A 20,576-nucleotide genomic window follows, 5' to 3' on the forward strand; every position below is an offset into this window, starting at 1 on the left:
GCTTAAACAGCCCTGACGGACATTTTCATGCTTGAGAAGACATACGACGCCGCGGCCACCGAGCCGAAGATCGCCGAACTCTGGGAGAAGGTAGGCGCCTTCAAGGCCGGAGCTGGAGCGAAGCCGGGCGCCGATCCGTTCTCGATCGTCATTCCGCCGCCGAACGTGACCGGTTCGCTGCATATGGGCCATGCGCTCAATAATACAATTCAGGACATTCTTGTCCGGTTCGAGCGTATGCGGGGCAAGAATGTCCTGTGGCAACCCGGCATGGACCATGCCGGCATCGCCACGCAGATGGTGGTCGAGCGCCAGCTCATGGAGCGGCAGGAGCCGAACCGCCATCTCATGGGCCGCGAAAAATTCGTCGAGCGTATCTGGCAGTGGAAAGCCGAATCCGGTGGTATGATCTCCAACCAGCTTCGCCGCTTGGGCGCGTCATGCGACTGGTCGCGCGAACGCTTCACCATGGATGAGGGGTTGTCGAAGGCGGTTCTGGAGGTCTTCGTCACGCTTTACAAGGAAGGGCTGATCTACAAGGACAAGCGCCTTGTGAACTGGGATCCCAAGCTGCTCACGGCGATTTCCGATCTTGAAGTCGAGCAGCGCGAGATCAAGGGGCATCTCTGGCATTTCCGTTATCCTCTGGAGAACGTGCCGTTCGACCCGGAGAATCCGCACACCTATATCGTCGTGGCCACGACCCGGCCTGAAACCATGCTCGGCGATAGCGGTGTGGCGGTCAATCCGAACGACCCGCGCTACCACGCGCTGGTCGGCAATGATGTCGTTTTGCCGCTGGTCAGCCGCCATATCCCGATCGTCGCCGACGATTACGCCGACCCGGAAGCCGGTTCGGGCGCCGTCAAGATCACGCCCGCCCACGACTTCAACGATTTCGAGGTCGGCCGGCGCCACGATCTTCCGCAGATCAATATCCTCACCGTTGAGGCGGCAATAACCCTCAGGAATAACAAGGACTTCCTGGAAGGTCTGGAGAAATCGAGTCATCTCGATCAGCTGATCCACGATCTCGACGGTCTCGACCGTTTCGCTGCGCGCAAGCGCATTGTCGAGATGATGGAAGAGGGCGGCTATCTTGAAAAGATCGAGGACCACACCCATACGGTGCCGCATGGCGATCGCGGCGGTGTCCCGATCGAGCCTTTCCTGACAGACCAGTGGTATGTAAACGCGGCCGAGCTCGCCAAGCCGGCGATCGCCAGCGTTCGCGAGGGACGTACGAATTTCGTGCCGAAGAACTGGGAGAAGACCTATTTCGACTGGATGGAGAACATCCAGCCCTGGTGCATCTCGCGCCAGCTCTGGTGGGGGCACCAAATTCCGGCTTGGTACGGGCCTGATGGCACAATCTTTGTCGAAAAGAGCGAGGAGAAAGCGCTTGCCGCCGCGGCTGCCCATTATGGCAAGCCGACCGAACTGCAGCGCGATCCCGATGTGCTCGACACCTGGTTCTCCTCGGCGCTGTGGCCGTTCTCGACGCTTGGCTGGCCGGACAAGACGCCGGAACTCGCCACCTATTATCAGACGGACGTCCTCGTCACCGGTTTCGACATCATCTTCTTCTGGGTTGCCCGGATGATGATGATGGGGCTGCACTTCATGGATGAGGAGCCGTTCCACACCGTTTATGTCCATGCGCTGGTGCGCGACAAGAACGGCGCCAAGATGTCGAAGTCAAAGGGCAACGTCATCGATCCTCTGGGCCTGATCGACGAATATGGGGCGGACGCGCTGCGTTTCACCCTCGCTATCATGGCGGCGCAGGGGCGCGACGTGAAGCTCGATCCGGCGCGCATCGCCGGCTATCGCAATTTCGGCACCAAGCTCTGGAACGCAACGCGTTTTGCCGAGATGAATGGCGTGGCGCGCGACGACGGCTTTGATCCCGCGAACGCGAAGCTTGCCGTCAACCGCTGGATCCTGACGGAGCTGACGCGAGCGGCGCGGGCCATCACCGATGGCATCACGGCCTATAAGTTCAACGAAGCGGCGGGTGCGGCTTACAGATTCGTCTGGAATCAGTTCTGCGACTGGTATCTGGAACTCTTGAAACCAATCTTCATGGGTGAGGATGAGGCCGCCAAGAAGGAAGCGCAGGCCTGCGCTGCCTATTGCCTCGACGAAATATACAAGCTGCTTCATCCCTTCATGCCGTTCATGACGGAAGAGCTGTGGGCGCACACGGCAGGCGAAAGGAAGACACGTTCGACGCTGCTCACCCATGCCGAATGGCCGGTACTCGATTTCGAGGACAGCGATGCGGCCGCCGATATCAACTGGCTGATCGAGCTCGTCACCGGCATCCGCTCGGTGCGTGCGGAGATGAACGTGCCGCCTGCGGCGCTGGCGCCGCTCGCCGTGCTCGACGCCAATGATGCGACGAGAGACCGGTTCGAACGCCATGATGCGGCGATCAAGCGCTTGGCGCGGGTGGAATCGATCGGCTTTGCCGCGGAAGCGCCGAAGGCATCGGCGCAGATCGTCATTGGCGAGGCGACGGTCTGCCTGCCGCTGGGCAATTTGATCGATATCAAGGCAGAAGCGGCAAGGCTCACCAAGGAGGCGGCCAAGATTGCCGGCGAGATCGAGCGCATCGAAAAAAAGCTCGCAAACGAGAAATTCGTCGCCAATGCGCGCGAGGAGGTCGTGGAGGCAGAGCGCGAAAAGCTGAACGAATTCCGCGAGGCGGCGGAGAAAATCTCCGTCGCGCTGAAGCGTATCGAAAGCGCGGGATGATCATCATCCCGCTTCTTGATTCGAATTTCCGAAAGCCGGCCCGACCATGTGTCGGGCCGTAATTTTCATGGCACCGGCAGACTTCTCCGATCACCGTTTCGACAATTTTTAGCCATTGTTGCGCCTTGGCAACAGAGGCTCTCTATTAGCTGAAAACCTCTGAAAATGGCCGTTTTCGCGCTCGCTTTGCTGCAGAATCCTCTTATAAATTATCACGCTAAGTGAAAAATGATCAATTTTCGGGCCGGCGCGTTTCTGCCGATCGGCGGGACATCCACGGGGCACTTGTCGGACATCACTTTCATGTTACGTTTGCGTCAAAATTTATTCCATTCTTGATTTGGGGAGGACAAATGATCAGGGGAACAACAAAAACGATCGTCGGGGCCGCTCTTATCGCGGCCGGGGCCATCGGAAGCGCGCAGGCCGGGGGACTTGAGCGCAGCTCACAGGATTTCGATATCTTGTTCGAGCCAGGCACCAGAATTGAATCGGGCGTGACCTTTGTCATGCCGCAGCGCAAACTGAGGAATATTCGCGGGTCTGCGGTGGGGACCGCGACCGGCGGCATCAATCCCAGGACGGGCCGCCCTTACAAAACCAGCGTCGACGAAGCCGTCGACTACGCGGTTCCGAAATTCTCCGCCAAAGTCGATCTGAACGACGATCTGGCCTGCGCCGCGCAATATCGCGAGCCGATCGGCATCCATACGGATGTCGGCACGGACACGGCGGCGATGTATGTCGCGATCGAGCAGGAGATCACCTCGCGCGATTATGGTCTCAACTGTTCTTATCGGTTCGTGGCCGGCGAAAAGGGCTATTTCCGCATCCTGGGCGGCGTTTCCTATCAGGAGGTCGAGGGCTATCAGTCCCGCTTCCTGCCGCGCGGGTTTCCGGACAACCCGCTGGGAAGGCTAGAGGGCTTCCGCACAGGTTATCTCAATGTCGAGGACAAGAGCTGGGGCTGGCGTCTTGGTGCGGCGTACGAGATTCCGGAATACGCACTGCGTGCTTCGGTCGTCTATCAGTCTCGGGTGAAATATAATCTGGAAGGAACGATCACGGGACTTTTTTCACAGACGGTCCCTGTTATTCCTGTCGAAGGCGAGGCGGAAGTTCCAGATTCGGTCGAAGTCAAATTCCAGACCGGTATTGCTCCGAATTGGCTGGCTTTCGGTTCGGTCAAGTGGACCAACTGGTCAATTGTGAAAGATATTCCGTTTTACAATACGGCTGCGGGCCTGATCCCCGTGGGCGCGCGGATTACCGGCCTTGATCTCTATTATCAAGATGGATGGACCATTTCCGGCGGCGTGGCGCACAAGCTCAACGATCAATGGTCGGTGGCGTCGAGCCTGACCTGGGATCGTGCCACAACGACAGGCCTGACTTCCCAGACTGATGTCTGGACGCTCGGGCTCGGCACCGTTTATTCACCGAATGAGCGCTTCGAGGTCCGCCTTGCCGGAGTCGTCGGCTTGCTCACGTCGGGTACCATGGACAACAGGCGGACCAGTGGTCTGGCCGGTTACGTCGCCGATTTCGACGATGATTTTGTCGGCGCGCTTTCGATTTCGGCCAAGCTGAAATTCTAGGGCGGTTTCCTGATATCGATCTGGAAGAGCCCGGCTTTTTGCTGGGCTTTTCTTTTGGGGCACTTGGGTAAGGGGAGTTTCCGGTATGCGCTATTATTTGTGGATCAAATTGGGCTCCCAATTTTGTGACGATTCAGCAACAGTCTCTTCACGATGAAATGGAACAGCAGGGTGCACGGCTGATTTTGCCCATTTCCCGCCACAAACCCGGAGCACCCGAGAAGAGCGCGGCCGCGATAGGTGCAAGGACAGTGGTCCTGGCCGGCAGATATACTGGTATGTGGGGGCATGGAGCAGGAATGAACAGGCTGGTCCTTTCCAAGGAGAATCCGTTGTTTCGACCTGATCCGATCCGGATCGGGCGGATGTGGGGACGTGGTGCCGTCGCGGGGCGCGGAGTGGGGCTTCGTCTCAGCCGTACTCTTGCCGAAAATGCGGGGCATGTTTTCTCAAGCGGCAGCCAACCCTCGGGAACCGGTGCCCGTTCGGCCGAAATGGTATTTGCCGGTGTGAAAGAAATAGCTTCGTGATGCGAGTCGTTAAGCACATAACCTATCCGGTATTCGGGCTTGCCATGACGCTGGCCGTCATGTGCGGACATGCCTATGCCTTCGACGTGGCTGACGATGCTGAGAGGAGCCGCAACCCCTTCGAACTCTTCAAGTTCGGCTTTTCCGCCTATAAGAACGGTCATAAGGACGAGGCGCTCAAAGCCTTGCGCTACGCTGCGGAGATGGGGCATCCGGGCGCCAAATGGAAGCTTGCGCGCATGTATGCCGACGGCGACGGCGTTAAGGAGAACGATTTCGAGGCTTATCAGATCTTCGAGAAGATCGTACGCGACGGGGCCGAGCCCGGCTCGCAGAACGAAAGCTATGTCGCTGACGCACTCGTCGCACTGGCCGGTTATGTGAAGCGCGGCATTCCGGGATCGCCCGTTCAAGCCAATCCGAATGTCGCGCGCGATCTCTATGTCCAGGCCGCCTCGAATTTCGGCGATCCTGCGGCACAGTACGAGTTGGGCAGGATGCTCCTGAAAGGCGAGGGCGGCGCGCGCAACCCTGTCCAGGCCGCTCGCTGGTTCCGGCTCGCCGCCCAGAAGGGCAATGTGAACGCCCAGGCCATGCTCGGCAACATGCTGTTCCAGGCAGGCAAGACCGTGCGGGGGCTCGCGATGCTCACCGCCGCTTTCAAGCGTTGCTCGGATAAAGATTGTGACTGGATCCGCAATCTGCAGGAGCAGGCCTTCTCGGTGGCCGGCGAGGCAGACCGGCGCACCGCGATTTCGCTGGCCGGCGATATCGTGCGGACGGGGGATTTTTAGTCCACGGCACTCCTGGCGGAACCGATAGTATCCGACGGCCGGCGGAGTGGCAGTGTTCCGGAGTGGACCCTCGGGTCGAGCCCCAGGAATGACGATTGCAGGGATGTCTCCGCCAATCGTCAACGTTGGGATTAGGCAAAAACCTCTCCAGCCCGTCATCCTCGGGCTCGCCGCCGGGATCCATGCCTGAACGGTCCGTACGGAAAAACACTTCGTAATTCCGGCATCATGCTCGAAGACACTTCAATAAAGTGTCGCGTTCCAACTCAAAATGTACCGCTCTAAAGCGCGAGTTCGATCGTCACCGGCACGTGGTCGGACGGCTTTTCCCAGGCCCGCACATGTTTCTCGATACTGGCGGAAACGAGGTGGCCGGCGGCTTCCGGCGAGAGCATCAGATGATCGATGCGAATGCCGTTGTTCTTCTGCCAGGCGCCCGCCTGATAGTCCCAGAACGAATAAAGGCCCGGCGCGTCGCTAACCGAGCGGATGGCGTCGCTGAGCCCAAGATTTTCCAGCCTGCGGAATGCTTGCCGGGTGGCGGGCAGGAAAAGAGCGTCGTTGAGCCAGTTTTCGGGCTGCTTGGCGTCTTCCGGCTGCGGGATCACATTGTAATCGCCTGCAAGCACCAGCGGCTCTTCCAGCGCGAGGCGGCGCTCGGTCCAGCGTTCCAACCTTTCCATCCAGGCAAGCTTATAGAGATATTTCTCCGTGTTTACCGGATTGCCGTTCGGCAGATAGAGCGAGACGACGCGGACGACGCCGGTGGCGCGCGAAAACACGGCCTCGATGAAGCGGGCCTGCTCGTCGGTCTCCTCTCCGGGCAAACCGCGCGAGACGTCATCGGGCGTATTCTTGGAAAGGATGGCGACGCCGTTGAAGCCCTTCTGGCCGTGGGTCTCCACATGATAGCCCAGCGCCTCGATCTCCAGCCGTGGAAACTGCTCATCGACCGATTTGATCTCCTGGAGACAGACGACATCCGGGTCTGACTCCTTCAGCCAGGGCAAAAGATTGTCGATGCGGGCCTTGATGCCGTTGATGTTCCAGGTGGCGATCTTCATGCCGTCAGGCATAAGCCGTCGGGCGCTCGTGGGCAAGAGCCGGATGGCGCTGTCCCCGGATTGATGTCAGATGGAAAAGCTGGTGCCGCAGCCGCAGGAAGCCACCGCGTGGGGATTCCTGATCTGGAAGGACTGGCCCATCAGGTCGTCGACGAAATCGATCTCGGAGCCGTCCATATAGGGCAGGGAGACGGTATCGATGAGGACACGTGCGCCATGCTTCTCGATGATGATATCGTCCTCGGCTTCCGTCTCGACGAGATCATATTTATAGGAAAAACCCGAGCAGCCGCCGCCCTCGACCGAAACGCGAAGCGCGGTCTTGCCGGGTTCGGACTTCAGGATGGCAGCGATGCGCTTTGCAGCGGCATCGGATACGGTAACGCCCGTCATTTCGCTCATGATCGCATCCATTGGATCAATTCCGCCGGGAAAGACCTTGTCCCCGGCTATGAATTAGCTCAATGCATAGCTATGAATTGGCGGGCGCGAAGTCAATGCGGCCGAGATGCGCTTGTAATCATATTACGGTGATACAATGACGTTGCAGGGTATCGGTTTCGGCTACCGGGAGAGGGCGGTCTATGCCTGTGATCCCGCGAAAAGCCGCGGGCGTCTCTTTCTCGAGAGCGAAAGCCCGACACGCACACCCTTCCAGCGCGACCGCGACCGCATCATCCATTCCAACGCCTTTCGTCGCCTCAAGCACAAGACCCAGGTCTTCATCGCGCATGAGGGCGATCATTACAGGACACGGCTGACACATACGATCGAGGTGGCGCAGATCGCCCGCGCGCTGGCACGCGCCCTGCGGCTGGATGAGGACCTGGCGGAGGCGATCGCGCTGGTGCACGATTTCGGGCACACGCCATTCGGCCACACCGGCGAGGATGCGCTTAACGAAAAGATGAAGGATTTCTGTGGTTTCGACCACAATGCTCAATCGCTACGCATCGTCACCAAGCTCGAACGGCGCTATGCGGAATTCGACGGCCTGAATCTCACCTGGGAGACGCTGGAGGGGCTGGTCAAGCACAATGGTCCGCTGACCGGCGCGAAATCGAAGGGTGAGCCGGTGCCGCAGCCGATCCTCGATTACAGTGCGCAGCATGATCTGGAACTTGCGCGCTTCGCCAGCCTTGAGGCGCAATGTGCGGCGATTGCCGATGATATCGCCTATAACGCGCATGATATCGATGATGGGCTGCGCTCGGGCCTTCTGACGCTGCCGATCCTGGATGAGGTGCCCTTGACGCGGCAATTGCTGGATGAGGTTCGCCACCGCTATCCGTCGCTCGATCCCGTGCGGACCGGGCATGAACTGGTGCGCCGGCAGATCACCATCATGGTGGAAGATGTCATCACCCAGGCGCAGATCAACATTGCCGCCATCCATCCGGCCTCGGTCGAGGAAGTGCGCGCGGCCGATGCGACCATGGTGACATTTTCTCCCGCCATGCGCGAGGCTGAGAAAACGCTGAAGCGTTTTCTCTACAAGAACCTCTATTTTCACGAAAAGGTCATCGTGGTCAGGCAATCGGCGGAGCGGATCGTGCGCGACCTCTTCGACGCCTATATGAACGATCCCGGCAGCATGCCCGGGGAGTGGCATGAGGGGCTTGAGGCATGCGGGATAGCGGTCCAGGCCCGCCGCATCGCCGACTTCCTCGCTGGTATGACCGACAATTATGCCATCCGCGAGCACAGGCGCCTGTTTGACCATACACCCGAATTGAATTAAGCCGGGCGCAACTTCAAACCGAGAATAATCATGAATATCTTCGCAGATTTCGACGCGCGCATCAAAAAGACGCTGCAGAGCATTGATTTGAAAACAAAAGACGGCGATGCGCCCGATTTGTCACGTGTCAGCGTGGAGCCGCCCCGCGATCCCTCCCACGGCGATATCGCGACCAATGCGGCGATGGTGCTTTCCAAGGCGGTCGGCGAGGCGCCGCGCGAGCTCGCCGCGCGCATCGCCGCGGCGCTGGAGGCGGATGCGGACGTGGCCTCGGTCAATGTCGCTGGTCCCGGCTTCATCAACCTGCAGCTCAAGGACAGCTACTGGCACCGGGAACTGGCCGGAATGATTGAATCAGGCACCGATTACGGCCGCTCGGCGCTCGGGGCGGGACGCAAGGTCAATGTCGAATATGTCTCGGCCAACCCGACCGGACCGATGCATGTCGGCCATTGCCGGGGCGCCGTGGTGGGCGATGCGCTCGCCAATCTCCTGAAATTCGCGGGCTACGACGTCACCAAAGAATATTACATCAACGACGCTGGGGCGCAGATCGACGTTCTGGCGCGCTCGGTGATGCTGCGTTATCGCGAGGCACTGGGTGACGAGATCGGGGAAATCCCGTCAGGTCTTTATCCCGGCGACTATCTCGTTCCCGTGGGCGAGGCGCTGGCGTCCGAATATGGCCGGCAATTGCTGCAGATGCCCGAGGAAGAGGCGCTCGCCATCATCAAGGACCGCACCATCGACGCCATGATGGCGATGATCCGGGCCGATCTCGACGCGCTGAACGTGCATCACGATGTGTTCTTCTCCGAGCGTTCGCTGCATGCCGAGAATGCGCGGGCGATCCGCTCGGCGATCAATGATTTGACGCTGAAGGGGCATGTCTACAAGGGCAAGCTGCCGCCGCCGAAGGGGCAGTTGCCGGACGATTGGGAAGATCGCGAACAGACCCTGTTCCGCTCCACCGATGTGGGCGACGACATGGACCGTCCGCTGATGAAATCCGACGGCTCGTTCACCTATTTCGCGGCCGATGTCGCCTATTTCAAGAACAAATACGATCGCGGCTTCGAGGAGATGATCTATGTGCTCGGCGCCGATCATGGCGGCTATGTCAAGCGGCTGGAAGCCGTGGCGCGGGCCGTTTCGGGCGGCAAGGCGGAGTTCACGGCGATCCTGTGCCAGCTCGTCCGGCTCTTCCGGGCGGGGGAACCGGTGCGCATGTCGAAACGGTCGGGCGAGTTCGTGACGCTGCGCGACGTGGTCGACGAGGTCGGGCGCGATCCCGTCCGCTTCATGATGCTCTACCGCAAGAACGACGCGCCACTCGATTTCGACTTCGCGAAGGTGACGGAGCACTCCAAGGACAATCCGGTGTTCTATGTGCAATATGCCTCAGCGCGCTGCCATTCGGTCTTCCGGCAGGCGAAGGAGCAGGGCGGGTTCACCGATCTCGACCGGGAGACGCTGGCCAGGCATCTGGACAAGCTCACCGACGAGAGCGAAATCGCGCTCGTGCGCAAGCTTGCGGAATATCCGCGCCTTATCGAGGCGGCGGCGCTGCATCAGGAGCCGCACAGGCTCGCATTCTACCTCTACGACCTAGCCAGCGCCTTCCATGCACAGTGGAACAAGGGAACCGAGAATCCGGACTTACGTTTTATTAAGGTTAACGATCCAGACTTGTCTCTTGCCAGGCTAGGGCTGGTGCAGGTCGTTTCCGATGTCCTGGCGTCCGGATTGTCGATTATCGGAGCGGACGCCCCGACGGAAATGCGCTAGAACAGGACAATCTTCAAGTATCCTGTTCCAAGTTATTTTGGTCGCATGATCTTATCTGAAAAGTCTGCTACTTTTCGGGATCATGCTCTGAAAAGCGCTGGAAATTACTGTCAACTTTTGCCCACATTGCGCTGGTAATCGCCAATGATGGGTGACGTCGGCTGGCGCCCCGAGTATGAGTACAGGAACACGCCATGACGGACAGCAATTTCAAATACCGTGATCACGGAGGTCGTCCTTCGCAGGAAGACGATCCGCTGATGGAGCTGTCACGGATCATCGGCTTCGACGAGCCGGTAGAGGACGCTGCTTCGCAACAGGCGGCGGACGATCTTTCCTTCGATCTCGAACAGGAACTGATCGGCGGTCTCGAGGCGGAGCTTCATTCCGAAGATCGGGCCGAAGCCCAGCCGGAAACCCAGATCGGCTATCAGCCGGCAGTAGCGCATGGCTGGGATGTGCCGCCCCAGGCGGAGGAGGCGCAGACGTTCTCTTCCGACGCCCAGCCTTATGACGGCGATTTCGATTTTTCCGCTTCGCTGGAGAGCGAACTGGCCCTGTCGATAAACGGGGGCGATGCGGAGGACCCGGAAGAGTTCTCCCTGGACGATACTTTTGACCCGGCACCGCAAGCCGCTCATTCCGCGGGTGAGGGTGAACCCTACGCCCTGGCCTCCGCGCCGGCGCTCGATCCCGAAGAATATCCCGGCGATCAGGATGCGCAGGGGAATGGCGGCTACGATCCGACCGTCTATGAGCCTGCCTATGAGCCGGTGGATAGCGAACCGGAGCCGGTGCAGGCGGCAAGCTATATTCCAGCGCCCAGCCTGGAAGAGGAGCTGGAGATGCTGCTCATCGGTGGGGGCGACGATTCCGGGCCTTCGCAGGATGTTTCGCCACAACAGGATGCCTCGCCGCAATATGCGGCGGCCCAGGCGGAGCCCGCTGTGGCTCGTTACCCTTATTACCCGGCACAGCTTTATTCTTCACCTGCTTCCCCTGCCGGGGCACGGGAGGTTCAGCCGGCCGTGCAAGCCGCCGCTTATGCGGAGCCTGCGGCGCCGGTGGCTGAAGCTGCCCCCAATGCCTGGGATGGCGAGGAGCCGCAACTCGACGAGGATTTCTTCGGCGCCGAGGATGACGGCCAGTATGCCGAGGCCGAGGTCGATGACGCGCCCGAGATTGCTGTCGCCCAGCCGGCGCAAGCGGCGGTCTATTCAGGGCATTCGGGTTACAGAATCGAATCTGCCGGCCCAGCGCCGGAGGTGGAAACAGTCACGGTCTCCGAATCCAGGGTCGATCAAACGGATGCGCTCGACCTGCCGGAGGTGGAATATGATTCCGAGCCTGCGTCGAACAGCGGCCTGAGCGCTCTTGAGAATGAGTTTGCGGAAGTCTTCGCCTCGATCGAGGTGGAGGATCAGCCGGTGCAGCCGGAGGTCGGTGCTTCGTCCGACAGCGCATTCGACGATATTTTCAACGACTCTTATGCGGCCTATGGCGCGCAGTCGCAGGCGGCTTCTCCCGCGGCCTATGTACCCGGAGCCGCTGCGGCGGCGATCGGCGGCTATATGGCGTCGCAGCCGGCTTCCGGTTCGACGCCTTCAGGCACGCAGAACGATTATTACAATCACTGGGCCAATGCGGGGCAGAGGGCGGAGGATTTCGCCTATGATCCGCAATCGGCCGATGAACTGGACATACCGGCGGATGCCGACGAGCGCCAACCTGCCCGCAACCGGCGCAGCTTGATGTTGGCATCGGCTGCCGGCGCAGCAGTGCTGATCGGCGCCCTCGGCTATTACGGGCTTTCGTCCGGCGGTGGAGACGGGGCGCCCGTCGTCATCCAGGCCGACAGTCAGCCGATCAAGGTGCAGCCGGAAAATCCTGGTGGCAACACGGTGCCGAACCAGGACAAGGCCGTCTATGACCGGGTGGCGGGCCTGGCTCCGGAAGCCCCCGAGCAGAAGACACTCGTCTCCAGCGAGGAAAAGCCCGTCGATATCGGCATGGCAGAGGATGACGGCGGCAGCGTCGATGATGTGGATACGGCGGTGAACGACCGTATCGAACCCTCTTCCGTGGAGGCCGCGATCTCCGACGCTTCGGTGGCCAATCCGACGATCGTTCCGCGCCGCGTGCAGACGATGGTTGTCAGGCCTGACGGCACGATCGTTGCGTCGACACCGTCGCCCGCTGCTCCGGCAACCAGCGATGTTGCGACGCCGCAGGTCCGACCGGCGGCTGAAACACAGGTGGCCGCGCCGGCGGATGCCGCTGGGCCTCCCGCAGCGGACGCGTCCGAACAGACGGGAGCGATCACGGCGCAGGAGACCTTGGCGCCGTCCGCCAATACGCAGCCTGCCGCAAACGCACCGGCGCGGGTGGTGAATACGCAGACGTTCACGCCGGACAGTGTTCCCGCCAAGCCGCGGAATGTGCCGGTGGTGCCGTCCCGTCCGGCCGAGCAGCCGGTGACGATCGTCGACAGCACGCCCAAGGCATCCGCTCAGAACACGCAGGTCGCATCGGCGGCGAATGCCGCAACGACGGCGGCGGCAGGGGCGGGCGGCTACGCGATCCAGATCGCATCGCAGCCTTCGCCGGAAGCGGCCCAGCAGAGCTATACCAATCTGGCCCGGCGCTACGCCAATATCATTGGCGGGCATGGTGTCGATATCCGACGCGCCGACATCGCCGGCAAGGGCACCTATTACCGGGTCCGCATCAATGCCGGCTCCAAGAGTGATGCCGTCGATCTCTGCACCCGGTATAAGGCGGCCGGCGGCAGCTGCTTCGTGACGCAGTGACGAGCGCTTCATTCCTGAAATGCAAAGGGCGGCGGATAAGCCGCCCTTTGCCGTTCCACTTGGTGGAGCTTTACGTGACGAAAACCCTACGATTCCAAATTTTTCCCACTAGAGTTTGATCATGAGCGAATCAAAAGCACTGATTGCGGGCGTATCCGGCCAGGTTCTGACGGCGGACGAGATCGCCATCATCCGCAATGAGCGGCCTTGGGGCTTCATTCTGTTTGCGCGCAATATCAGCGAAGCAGAGCAGGTCTCGGACCTCAACGCGCATATGCGCGATCTGACGGGGCGTCCAACGACGCCCGTCTTCATCGACCAGGAGGGCGGGCGTGTGCAGCGCCTGCGTCCGCCGCTTGCGCCCGACTATCCGCCCGCATCGGCTCTCGGCGCGCTTTACACGAGGGATCGGGAGGCAGGGCTTCGCGCCGCCTGGCTGATGTCGCGGCTCCATGCCTTCGATCTCCTGAAGCTCGGCATCAACGCCGACTGCCTGCCGGTGCTCGATGTTCCGGTGGAGGGAGCGAACGACGTGATCGGCACGCGAGCCTACGCCAAGGATCCGCAAACTGTCGCCGAAATGGGGCGCGCTGCCGCCGAGGGGCTGCTTTCCGGCGGCGTCCTCCCTGTCATGAAGCATATTCCCGGACATGGCCGGGCCTTCGCCGATACGCATAAGGAGCTGGCCAGGGTCGATGCGCCGCTCTGCGACCTCGAAACACGCGATTTCCTGCCGTTCAAGGCGCTCTCGGACCTGCCGGCGGCAATGACGGCGCATGTGGTCTTCACGTCCATCGATCCAGCCCGCCCCGCAACCCTGTCGCCGACCGTGGTGGAGACGATCATAAGGGACTTCATCGGCTTCGACGGGCTCTTGATGAGCGACGACATCTCCATGAAGGCACTTTCTGGGGATTTCGGGGATTTGACCGATGCAATCTTTGCCGCAGGCTGTGATGTCGTGCTTCACTGCAATGGCGTCATGGGCGAATTGTCCAAGGTGGCGGCGCATGCGCCCATCCTTGCGGACAAGGCGAAGAAGCGGGCTGAGATAGCGGAGGTTTTCGCCGGTGAGCCTGATCTCTCGGACGAGGCGGAGATACGCGAGGAGTTCCAGCGCTATTTCGAGGCGGTGGCGTAAGTGCAAGGGATGATGGCGTTTGGCAGCGACGGGCGCGAAGATCACTGACAGGGATGATGCGGCGACGCCGATGGACGCGCTCTGGCAGACCGATGCCGAGCGTGCCGCCGGCGAACCGGCGCTGGTCATCGACGTGCAGGGTTTCGAAGGCCCGCTCGATCTCCTGCTTCATCTGGCGCGCAATCAGCGTGTCGACCTGGCGCGTATATCGGTTCTGGCGCTTGCCGAGCAATATCTTCTGTTCATCGAGCAGGCCCGCGCCTTACGGTTGGAGCTAGCGGCGGATTATCTGGTCATGGCGGCATGGCTCGCCTATCTCAAATCCAAGCTGCTGATCCCGAAATCGCCGGGAGAAGATGGCGAGACGGGCGAGGAGCTGGCGGCGGTCCTGCAATTTCGGCTGAAGCGGCTGGAGGCGATGCGGGATGCGGCGGTCAAGCTCGTCAACCGCAACCGGCTGGGACGCGACGTTTTCTCCCGGGGCATGCCGGAAATGGTGGTGGTGGAAAAGACCAACCAGTTTTCCGCCTCGCTCTACGATCTTCTGACCGCCTATGCGACGCAGCGCCAGCGGCAGGCCGTCAGCCATGTCGAGATCGCGCAGCGCAGCGTCTGGTCGTTGAAGGAAGCGCGCTCTATCCTGACGCGGCTGATGGGCGACATGAGCGACTGGACCGCGCTCGATCATTTCCTGATCGCCTTCATTCCGTCGCCGCGCGACCGCGCGACAGCTCTTGCCAGCTCCTTTGCCGCCAGTCTCGAGCTCGTGCGGGAAGGGAAGCTCGAAATCCGCCAGGAATCGCCCTTTAAGCCGCTTTACATGCGCGCGAAGCGCGGCGATGCCCCGGCGGTCGAAGAGGAAGCAAGCGATGTCTGAAACAGGCAAAGCCAGGATCGTATCGTTCCCCGCTGCCGAGGCCGGGGACAGGGAGAGCTCTGCTGAGCGGCTGGCGCTGAGGGAGGCCATGCGGATGGCCGAGGCGCTGATTTTCGCATCGGCGGATCCCGTCTCGGAGCGGGCGCTGGCCGAACGGCTGCCGTCCAATGTCGATGTCTCGGAGGTGCTCAAGGCGCTGCAGGTGGACTACCAGCGGCGTGGCGTCAATCTGGTGCGCGCAGGCGATGCCTGGGCCTTCCGGACGGCGGCGGACCTGACCTTCTTGATGAGCCGCGAGGCGGTGCAACAGAGGAAGCTGTCGCGGGCGGCGCTGGAAGTTCTTGCCATCATCGCCTATCACCAGCCGGTGACCCGCGCGGAACTCGAAGACATTCGCGGCGTGGAAACGTCGAAAGGCACGATCGATGTCCTGATGGAAACGGGATGGATCAAGATGCGCGGCCGTCGTCGCACGCCGGGCCGTCCCGTAACCTACGGTACGACGGAAAGCTTCCTCGACCATTTCGGCTTGCCCGATATCCGCGATCTGCCCGGCGTGGAGGAGTTGCGCGGGGCGGGGCTGCTTTCGGCACGCATGCCGACGCATTTCTCCATTCCCGTGCCCTCGGTTGATCCCGACGAACTGACCGAGGACGAGGACCCGCTGACTGATATCGATCTGGAGGAACTGGGCCTGCTGACGCCCCGGGTGGAGCAGGATTGAGGCGCGCTCCCCGGGCAATCTGACGCAAGGTCCCGAAAAAAATTCCCGCATATTGCCGGTCGGGGTATAGTTCCGTTTGAAAGATGCGGAGAAAGCGCTTAAATCACGCAAAAGGGGTTTGGGTCTCGCTTCTCGCGATCCGGCAACAAGAGGAAAGTTATGGGTAGTTTTTCAATCTGGCACTGGCTGATCGTGCTTGCCGTGGTGCTGCTGCTGTTCGGCCGCGGCAAGATCCCCGAGCTGATGGGCGATGTCGCCAAGGGTATCAAGAACTTCAAGAAGGGCATGTCTGACGACGAGGAACAGGTCGAGGCGGCAAAGACCATCGACAACAATCCGGACACGCCGGTCTCTTCTGCAAAGAAGACCTCGAAGTCCTGACGCTTATGCCGCTGCTGCGGATGTCGCGAGGCATCTGATGCGTATGGAGTTCATCTATCATGCTTGATATCGGCTGGTCCGAGATACTGGTGATCGCGGTTATTCTGATCGTGGTCGTCGGACCGAAAGACCTGCCGAGAATGCTCAGGGCGTTCGGTCAGGCAACGAGCAGGATGCGCAAGACGGCGAACGAGTTTCGCCGTCAGTTTGATGATGCGCTCAGGGAGGCCGAACTCGACGATGTGAAGAACATCGTCGACGACGCCCGCCGTCTCGATCCGCGAAGCGATATCAAGAAAGTGTTCGATCCGCTCCGCTCCGCCGGGGAGGATTTGCGCTCGAGCCTTAACAAGAGCGCCGTGACGCCTGCGGCGGCGACGCCCGTTCCGCCGCCTCCGCCCGAGCCGGTGCCCTCGGTCGATGCGCCGGCCGAGATGGCGGCCAATGCCGTAGCGGTGACGGAAAAGCCGAAAAGAACGACAAAAAAGGCGTCTGATTCCGTCAAAACTTCCAGTGCTTTGACAAAAGCATCAGCCAAGCCGGCGGAAAAATCCCGGGCGAAAAGCGTGAAAGCGAAGACAAAAGCAGCCGATACAGGATCGAAAGCGTGACCAGCGAAGACGACGAAATCGAGCAGAGCTCGGCACCGCTGCTCGACCATCTGATCGAATTGCGCCGCCGGTTGATCTGGGCGATCCTGGCGTTCTTCGTCGCGTTCGTGCTTTGCTTCGCCTTCGCCAAGCAGCTCTTCAATTTTCTGGTCATCCCCTATCAATGGGCGCTCGACTGGGCCGGTATGGACCGTTCCAAGGCCGAGCTCATCTATACGGCTCCGCAGGAATTCTTCTTCACGCAGGTCAAGGTCGCGATGTTCGGCGGGCTGGTCCTGGCTTTTCCCGTGATCGCGTCGCAGATCTATAAATTCGTTGCGCCGGGGCTCTACAAGCACGAGCGTATGGCCTTCCTGCCGTTTCTGGTTGCGTCACCGCTGCTGTTCCTCCTGGGCGGTGCGCTGGTCTACTGCTTCTTCACGCCGATGGTGATGTGGTTCTTCCTCGCCATGCAGCAAACGGGCGGGGCTGGCGAGGTGCAGATATCGCTGCTGCCGAAGGTGTCGGAATATCTGAGCCTGGTGATGACGCTGATCTTCGCCTTCGGGCTCGTCTTCCAGCTTCCCGTCGTCACCTCGCTTCTGGCACGGGCAGGGCTTCTCAGCGCGGAAACGCTGAAGGAGAAGCGCAAATACGCCATCGTCATCGCCTTTGTCGTGGCGGCGGTGCTGACGCCGCCCGACCCGGTTAGCCAGATCGGTCTTGCCTTGCCGACCATCCTTCTCTACGAGATTTCCATCTGGGCGGCACGGATGATCGAGCGGAAGCGGGCACTTGCGGAAGCCGAGAAGAACTCGGCGGGCAATATCTCCTCCGCGTCCTGATTTTTCGTCCGCTGTCGCAGTCTTGGGCGCCGGCTTGTCGGCGTCCGTCCCATGTTCAATTCATTTCCTACGGCCAGTCCCATGCTTGACATCAAATGGATACGCGAAAACCCCGAAGCGTTCGACGACGCCCTTGCCAAACGCGGCATGGAGCCCTTGTCTTCCGGGCTGATCGCGCTTGATGAAAAGCGGCGCCAGCATGTCGGCCGGGTGCAGGAGGCGCAGGAGCGCCGCAATGCGGCTTCGAAGGAAATCGGCAAGGCGATGGCCGAGAAGGATGCCGCCACGGCCGAGAAGCTGAAGGCCGAGGTGGCTGAGCTCAAGACCTTCCTGCAGGAAGCGGAGGGCGAGGAGCGCCGTCTTGACAAGGAACTGGCGGATGCGCTCGGCGTCATCCCGAACGTGCCGCTCGATGATGTGCCCGTTGGCAAGGACGAGGCTGACAATGTCGAGGCGAGGCGCGTCGGCAACCAGCGCAATTTCAGCTTCCAGCCGAAGGAGCATTTCGAGATCGGCGAAGCGCTTGGGTTTATGGATTTCGAGCGCGCCGCCAAGCTTTCAGGCAGCCGCTTCACGGTGCTCAAGAGCCAGCTTGCGCGGCTCGAACGCGCCCTCGGCCAGTTCATGCTCGACCTGCATACGTCGGAGCATGGCTATATGGAGGTGCAGCCGCCGCTGCTCGTCAATGACGCCACCATGTTCGGTACGGGGCAATTGCCGAAATTCGCCGACGATCTGTTCCGCACATCCGACGGGCGTTGGCTCATTCCCACCGCCGAGGTGCCGCTGACCAATCTGGTGCGCGAGGAAATCCTTGATCTGAAGGACCTGCCGATCCGCATGACGGCGCTGACGCCGTGCTTCCGCTCGGAAGCGGGCTCCGCCGGGCGGGATACGCGTGGCATGCTGCGCCAGCATCAGTTCATGAAGGTCGAGATGGTGTCGATCACCGATGCCGAAAGTTCGCTCGCCGAGCATGAGCGCATGACCGCCTGCGCCGAAGAGGTGCTGAAGCGTCTCGGCCTGCCGTTCCGCACCGTGGTGCTTTGCACCGGCGACATGGGCTTCGGCGCGCAGAAGACCTATGACATCGAGGTCTGGCTGCCGGGGCAGAACACCTATCGCGAGATTTCGAGCTGCTCGGTCTGTGGCGATTTCCAGGGACGACGCATGAATGCGCGCTACCGCCCGGAAGGCTCCAAGGCGACGCGCTTCGTCCACACGCTCAACGGCTCCGGCGTGGCGGTGGGGCGGGCGCTGATCGCCGTCATCGAAAACTATCAGGAGGAGGACGGCAGCGTAACCATTCCTGAAGTTCTTCTTCCTTACATGGGCGGTCTCACCAAAATCGAAAAGCCTGAATGAAGGCCGTGTAAACGCCACAGGAAGGAACGAAAACTTGCGCATTCTCCTGACCAATGACGATGGAATTCACGCGGAAGGGCTGGCGGTCCTGGAGCGGATCGCAAGGCAGCTTTCGGACGATATCTGGGTGGTCGCGCCGGAGACGGACCAGAGCGGGCTTGCGCATTCCCTGACCCTTTCGGAGCCGCTGCGCCTGCGCAAGATCGATGATCGTCACTATGCGCTGCGCGGCACGCCGACCGATTGCGTCATCATGGGCGTGCGCAGGATCCTGCCCGAGCCGCCCGACCTCGTGCTGTCCGGCGTCAATTCCGGCGCCAATATCGCCGATGACGTGACCTATTCCGGCACGGTGGCCGGCGCGATCGAGGGCACGCTTCTCGGCATCCGCTCTATTGCGCTTTCCCAGGAATATGAGTTCGAGGACGGCAACCGCATCGTCCCTTGGGAAACAGCCGAGACCTGCGCGCCCGATCTCATCAGGCAATTGATCAAGGCGGATATTTCGAAAGGCGTGCTCCTGAATGTCAATTTCCCCAATTGCGCGCCGGCTGCGGTGACGGGGACGCGGGTGACGGTTCAGGGCAAGCTTTCGCATGAGGCCTCGATAGACGAGCGCCGGGACGCGCGCGGCTTTCCTTATTTCTGGCTGCGCTTCGGTCGCGGCAAGGCGGATGTCGCCGCCGATAGCGATGTGGCGGCGATCCGAGCGGATGCCATCTCGGTCACGCCGCTGCAGCTCGATCTCACCGCGCACAGGAGCCGGGCGGCTCTCGCCGACGTGCTGGGTGCTGAAGCCCTATGACGCCAAAACTCTCGGAGCGGGAGGATTTCGCCGCCTTCGTGCTCAGGATGCGTGGGCGCGGGATGAACGATCCGCGTCTTTTCAGCGCCATCGAGGCGACGCCACGGCGCGGTTTCGTCAACGGCCTGTGGGCGGATGTCGCCTATAAGAACCGCACGATTCCGCTCGATTGCGGCGAATATATCGAAGGATTGGACGATCAGGCCCGGATGATCTCGGCGCTCAATGTCGAGGAGGGGCATCGTGTGCTGGAAATCGGCGCCGGCTCAGGCTTCACCGCCTGCATCATGGGCCGTCTCGGCGGCCGTGTGACGACGATCGACCGCTACCGCACGCTCGTCGACCAGGCGCGGCAGCGTCTGCAGGCGCTCAAGATCGAGAATGTCACCGTCTTGCAGGCCGACGGGCGGCATGGCCCACCCGGCGGCGGGCCGTTCGACAGGATCATCGTCTGGCCGGCTTTCGAGAGCATGCCGCGCCATTTCGTCGATCTGCTTGCCAGCAACGGCGTGATGATCGCGCCGATCGGACCGACGGATGGGCAGCAGGTGATTTGCCGTCTGGCCAAGATCGGCAGCCGTTTCGAACGCGAGGATCTGATGCTCGTGCGCTACCAGCCCTTTATCGAAGGCGTGGCTTCGGTCCTGTGATTTTGCCTTATGGTATCCGTTTGGTGAATCTTCCCGATAAATTTCGACCATTTTAACCAGCAAGTAAGATTAACGCGCTTTAATTCACATACTTCGAGTATCGAGTATGGACG

At 60.9% G+C, this 20,576-nt stretch carries 18 protein-coding genes; 16 read left to right on the forward strand and 2 right to left on the reverse strand.

Annotated features, from left to right (window positions below; all coding sequences use genetic code 11):
- The first annotated feature begins 27 nt into the window (after positions 1-27).
- The 4 genes from ATN84_RS09420 (at position 28) to ATN84_RS09430 (ending at position 5,682) form a co-directional block, all read left to right on the forward strand.
- The gene (locus tag ATN84_RS09420; protein ID WP_068881409.1) at positions 28-2,760 is read left to right on the forward strand and encodes a valine--tRNA ligase; all 2,733 of its coding nucleotides are present in this window, start codon (positions 28-30) and stop codon (positions 2,758-2,760) included.
- Positions 2,761-2,981: 221 nt separating this feature from the next.
- A complete protein-coding gene (locus ATN84_RS09425) occupies positions 2,982-4,358 on the forward strand; it encodes an OmpP1/FadL family transporter (RefSeq protein WP_425287389.1) in 1,377 nt (458 codons plus the stop codon).
- Between the two features lie 299 nt (positions 4,359-4,657).
- Positions 4,658-4,888: a hypothetical protein gene (locus ATN84_RS26830; RefSeq protein ID WP_153020181.1), complete on the forward strand. Its 231-nt coding sequence runs from the start codon at positions 4,658-4,660 to the stop codon at positions 4,886-4,888.
- Positions 4,888-5,682 (forward strand): tetratricopeptide repeat protein, encoded by a 795-nt coding sequence (locus ATN84_RS09430; protein ID WP_068881410.1) that lies wholly within the window; start codon positions 4,888-4,890, stop codon positions 5,680-5,682. The genes ATN84_RS26830 and ATN84_RS09430 overlap by 1 nt, the downstream gene beginning before the upstream one ends.
- Before the next feature lie 281 nt (positions 5,683-5,963).
- Here ATN84_RS09430 and xth read toward each other — a convergent pair whose 3' ends face one another.
- On the reverse strand, positions 5,964-6,746 hold the full coding sequence (gene xth, locus ATN84_RS09435) for an exodeoxyribonuclease III (protein ID WP_068881952.1): 783 nt from the start codon (positions 6,744-6,746) through the stop codon (positions 5,964-5,966).
- A 66-nt stretch (positions 6,747-6,812) separates the two neighbouring features.
- Entirely contained in the window at positions 6,813-7,139 is a 327-nt protein-coding gene (gene erpA, locus ATN84_RS09440; protein WP_153020197.1) for an iron-sulfur cluster insertion protein ErpA, read from the reverse strand.
- Positions 7,140-7,284: 145 nt separating this feature from the next.
- Here erpA and ATN84_RS09445 point away from each other — a divergent pair, with 145 nt between their 5' ends.
- The 12 genes from ATN84_RS09445 to ATN84_RS09500 all read left to right on the forward strand — a co-directional run bounded on the left by ATN84_RS09445 (position 7,285) and on the right by ATN84_RS09500 (position 20,463).
- Positions 7,285-8,487: a deoxyguanosinetriphosphate triphosphohydrolase gene (locus ATN84_RS09445; RefSeq protein ID WP_068881411.1), complete on the forward strand. Its 1,203-nt coding sequence runs from the start codon at positions 7,285-7,287 to the stop codon at positions 8,485-8,487.
- Positions 8,488-8,517: 30 nt separating this feature from the next.
- Positions 8,518-10,275, forward strand: a complete 1,758-nt coding sequence (gene argS / locus ATN84_RS09450; protein ID WP_068881412.1) for an arginine--tRNA ligase — start codon at positions 8,518-8,520, stop codon at positions 10,273-10,275.
- Between the two features lie 194 nt (positions 10,276-10,469).
- Positions 10,470-13,085, forward strand: a complete 2,616-nt coding sequence (locus ATN84_RS09455; RefSeq protein ID WP_068881413.1) for an SPOR domain-containing protein — start codon at positions 10,470-10,472, stop codon at positions 13,083-13,085.
- 121 nt (positions 13,086-13,206) lie between these two features.
- Positions 13,207-14,226 (forward strand): beta-N-acetylhexosaminidase, encoded by a 1,020-nt coding sequence (gene nagZ, locus ATN84_RS09460; protein WP_068881954.1) that lies wholly within the window; start codon positions 13,207-13,209, stop codon positions 14,224-14,226.
- A gap of 70 nt (positions 14,227-14,296) precedes the next feature.
- Complete coding sequence (locus tag ATN84_RS09465) at positions 14,297-15,103, forward strand: segregation and condensation protein A (RefSeq protein WP_068881955.1); 807 nt, start codon at positions 14,297-14,299, stop codon at positions 15,101-15,103.
- Positions 15,096-15,827, forward strand: coding sequence for an SMC-Scp complex subunit ScpB (gene scpB, locus ATN84_RS09470; protein WP_068881414.1), 732 nt, complete (start codon positions 15,096-15,098; stop codon positions 15,825-15,827). The genes ATN84_RS09465 and scpB overlap by 8 nt, the downstream gene beginning before the upstream one ends.
- Positions 15,828-15,986: 159 nt before the next feature.
- Entirely contained in the window at positions 15,987-16,208 is a 222-nt protein-coding gene (locus ATN84_RS09475) for a twin-arginine translocase TatA/TatE family subunit (RefSeq protein ID WP_068881415.1), read from the forward strand.
- Positions 16,209-16,267: 59 nt separating this feature from the next.
- A complete protein-coding gene (gene tatB / locus ATN84_RS09480; protein WP_068881416.1) occupies positions 16,268-16,819 on the forward strand; it encodes a Sec-independent protein translocase protein TatB in 552 nt (183 codons plus the stop codon).
- Positions 16,816-17,643, forward strand: coding sequence for a twin-arginine translocase subunit TatC (gene tatC / locus ATN84_RS09485; protein ID WP_068881417.1), 828 nt, complete (start codon positions 16,816-16,818; stop codon positions 17,641-17,643). The genes tatB and tatC overlap by 4 nt, the downstream gene beginning before the upstream one ends.
- Positions 17,644-17,724: 81 nt before the next feature.
- Entirely contained in the window at positions 17,725-19,008 is a 1,284-nt protein-coding gene (gene serS, locus ATN84_RS09490; protein WP_068881956.1) for a serine--tRNA ligase, read from the forward strand.
- A 34-nt stretch (positions 19,009-19,042) separates the two neighbouring features.
- Positions 19,043-19,813, forward strand: coding sequence for a 5'/3'-nucleotidase SurE (surE, locus tag ATN84_RS09495; RefSeq protein ID WP_068881418.1), 771 nt, complete (start codon positions 19,043-19,045; stop codon positions 19,811-19,813).
- A complete protein-coding gene (locus ATN84_RS09500) occupies positions 19,810-20,463 on the forward strand; it encodes a protein-L-isoaspartate(D-aspartate) O-methyltransferase (protein ID WP_068881419.1) in 654 nt (217 codons plus the stop codon). The genes surE and ATN84_RS09500 overlap by 4 nt, the downstream gene beginning before the upstream one ends.
- The last annotated feature ends 113 nt before the right edge of the window (positions 20,464-20,576 follow it).

Origin of the sequence: Paramesorhizobium deserti (assembly GCF_001558695.1) — a bacterium.
In the GTDB taxonomy this organism is placed as follows: Bacteria; Pseudomonadota; Alphaproteobacteria; order Rhizobiales; family Rhizobiaceae; genus Paramesorhizobium; species Paramesorhizobium deserti.

Coding starts and splice junctions, on each gene's coding strand:
- nagZ (WP_068881954.1), top strand. CDS start 13,207: ATGAGCGAATCAAAAGCACTGATTGCGGGCGTATCCGGCCAGGTTCTG.
- erpA (WP_153020197.1), bottom strand. CDS start 7,139: ATGACGGGCGTTACCGTATCCGATGCCGCTGCAAAGCGCATCGCTGCC.
- ATN84_RS26830 (WP_153020181.1), top strand. CDS start 4,658: ATGAACAGGCTGGTCCTTTCCAAGGAGAATCCGTTGTTTCGACCTGAT.
- serS (WP_068881956.1), top strand. CDS start 17,725: ATGCTTGACATCAAATGGATACGCGAAAACCCCGAAGCGTTCGACGAC.
- tatB (WP_068881416.1), top strand. CDS start 16,268: ATGCTTGATATCGGCTGGTCCGAGATACTGGTGATCGCGGTTATTCTG.
- ATN84_RS09475 (WP_068881415.1), top strand. CDS start 15,987: ATGGGTAGTTTTTCAATCTGGCACTGGCTGATCGTGCTTGCCGTGGTG.
- ATN84_RS09430 (WP_068881410.1), top strand. CDS start 4,888: ATGCGAGTCGTTAAGCACATAACCTATCCGGTATTCGGGCTTGCCATG.
- ATN84_RS09500 (WP_068881419.1), top strand. CDS start 19,810: ATGACGCCAAAACTCTCGGAGCGGGAGGATTTCGCCGCCTTCGTGCTC.
- xth (WP_068881952.1), bottom strand. CDS start 6,746: ATGAAGATCGCCACCTGGAACATCAACGGCATCAAGGCCCGCATCGAC.
- ATN84_RS09455 (WP_068881413.1), top strand. CDS start 10,470: ATGACGGACAGCAATTTCAAATACCGTGATCACGGAGGTCGTCCTTCG.
- ATN84_RS09420 (WP_068881409.1), top strand. CDS start 28: ATGCTTGAGAAGACATACGACGCCGCGGCCACCGAGCCGAAGATCGCC.
- argS (WP_068881412.1), top strand. CDS start 8,518: ATGAATATCTTCGCAGATTTCGACGCGCGCATCAAAAAGACGCTGCAG.
- ATN84_RS09445 (WP_068881411.1), top strand. CDS start 7,285: ATGACGTTGCAGGGTATCGGTTTCGGCTACCGGGAGAGGGCGGTCTAT.
- scpB (WP_068881414.1), top strand. CDS start 15,096: ATGTCTGAAACAGGCAAAGCCAGGATCGTATCGTTCCCCGCTGCCGAG.
- ATN84_RS09465 (WP_068881955.1), top strand. CDS start 14,297: ATGGACGCGCTCTGGCAGACCGATGCCGAGCGTGCCGCCGGCGAACCG.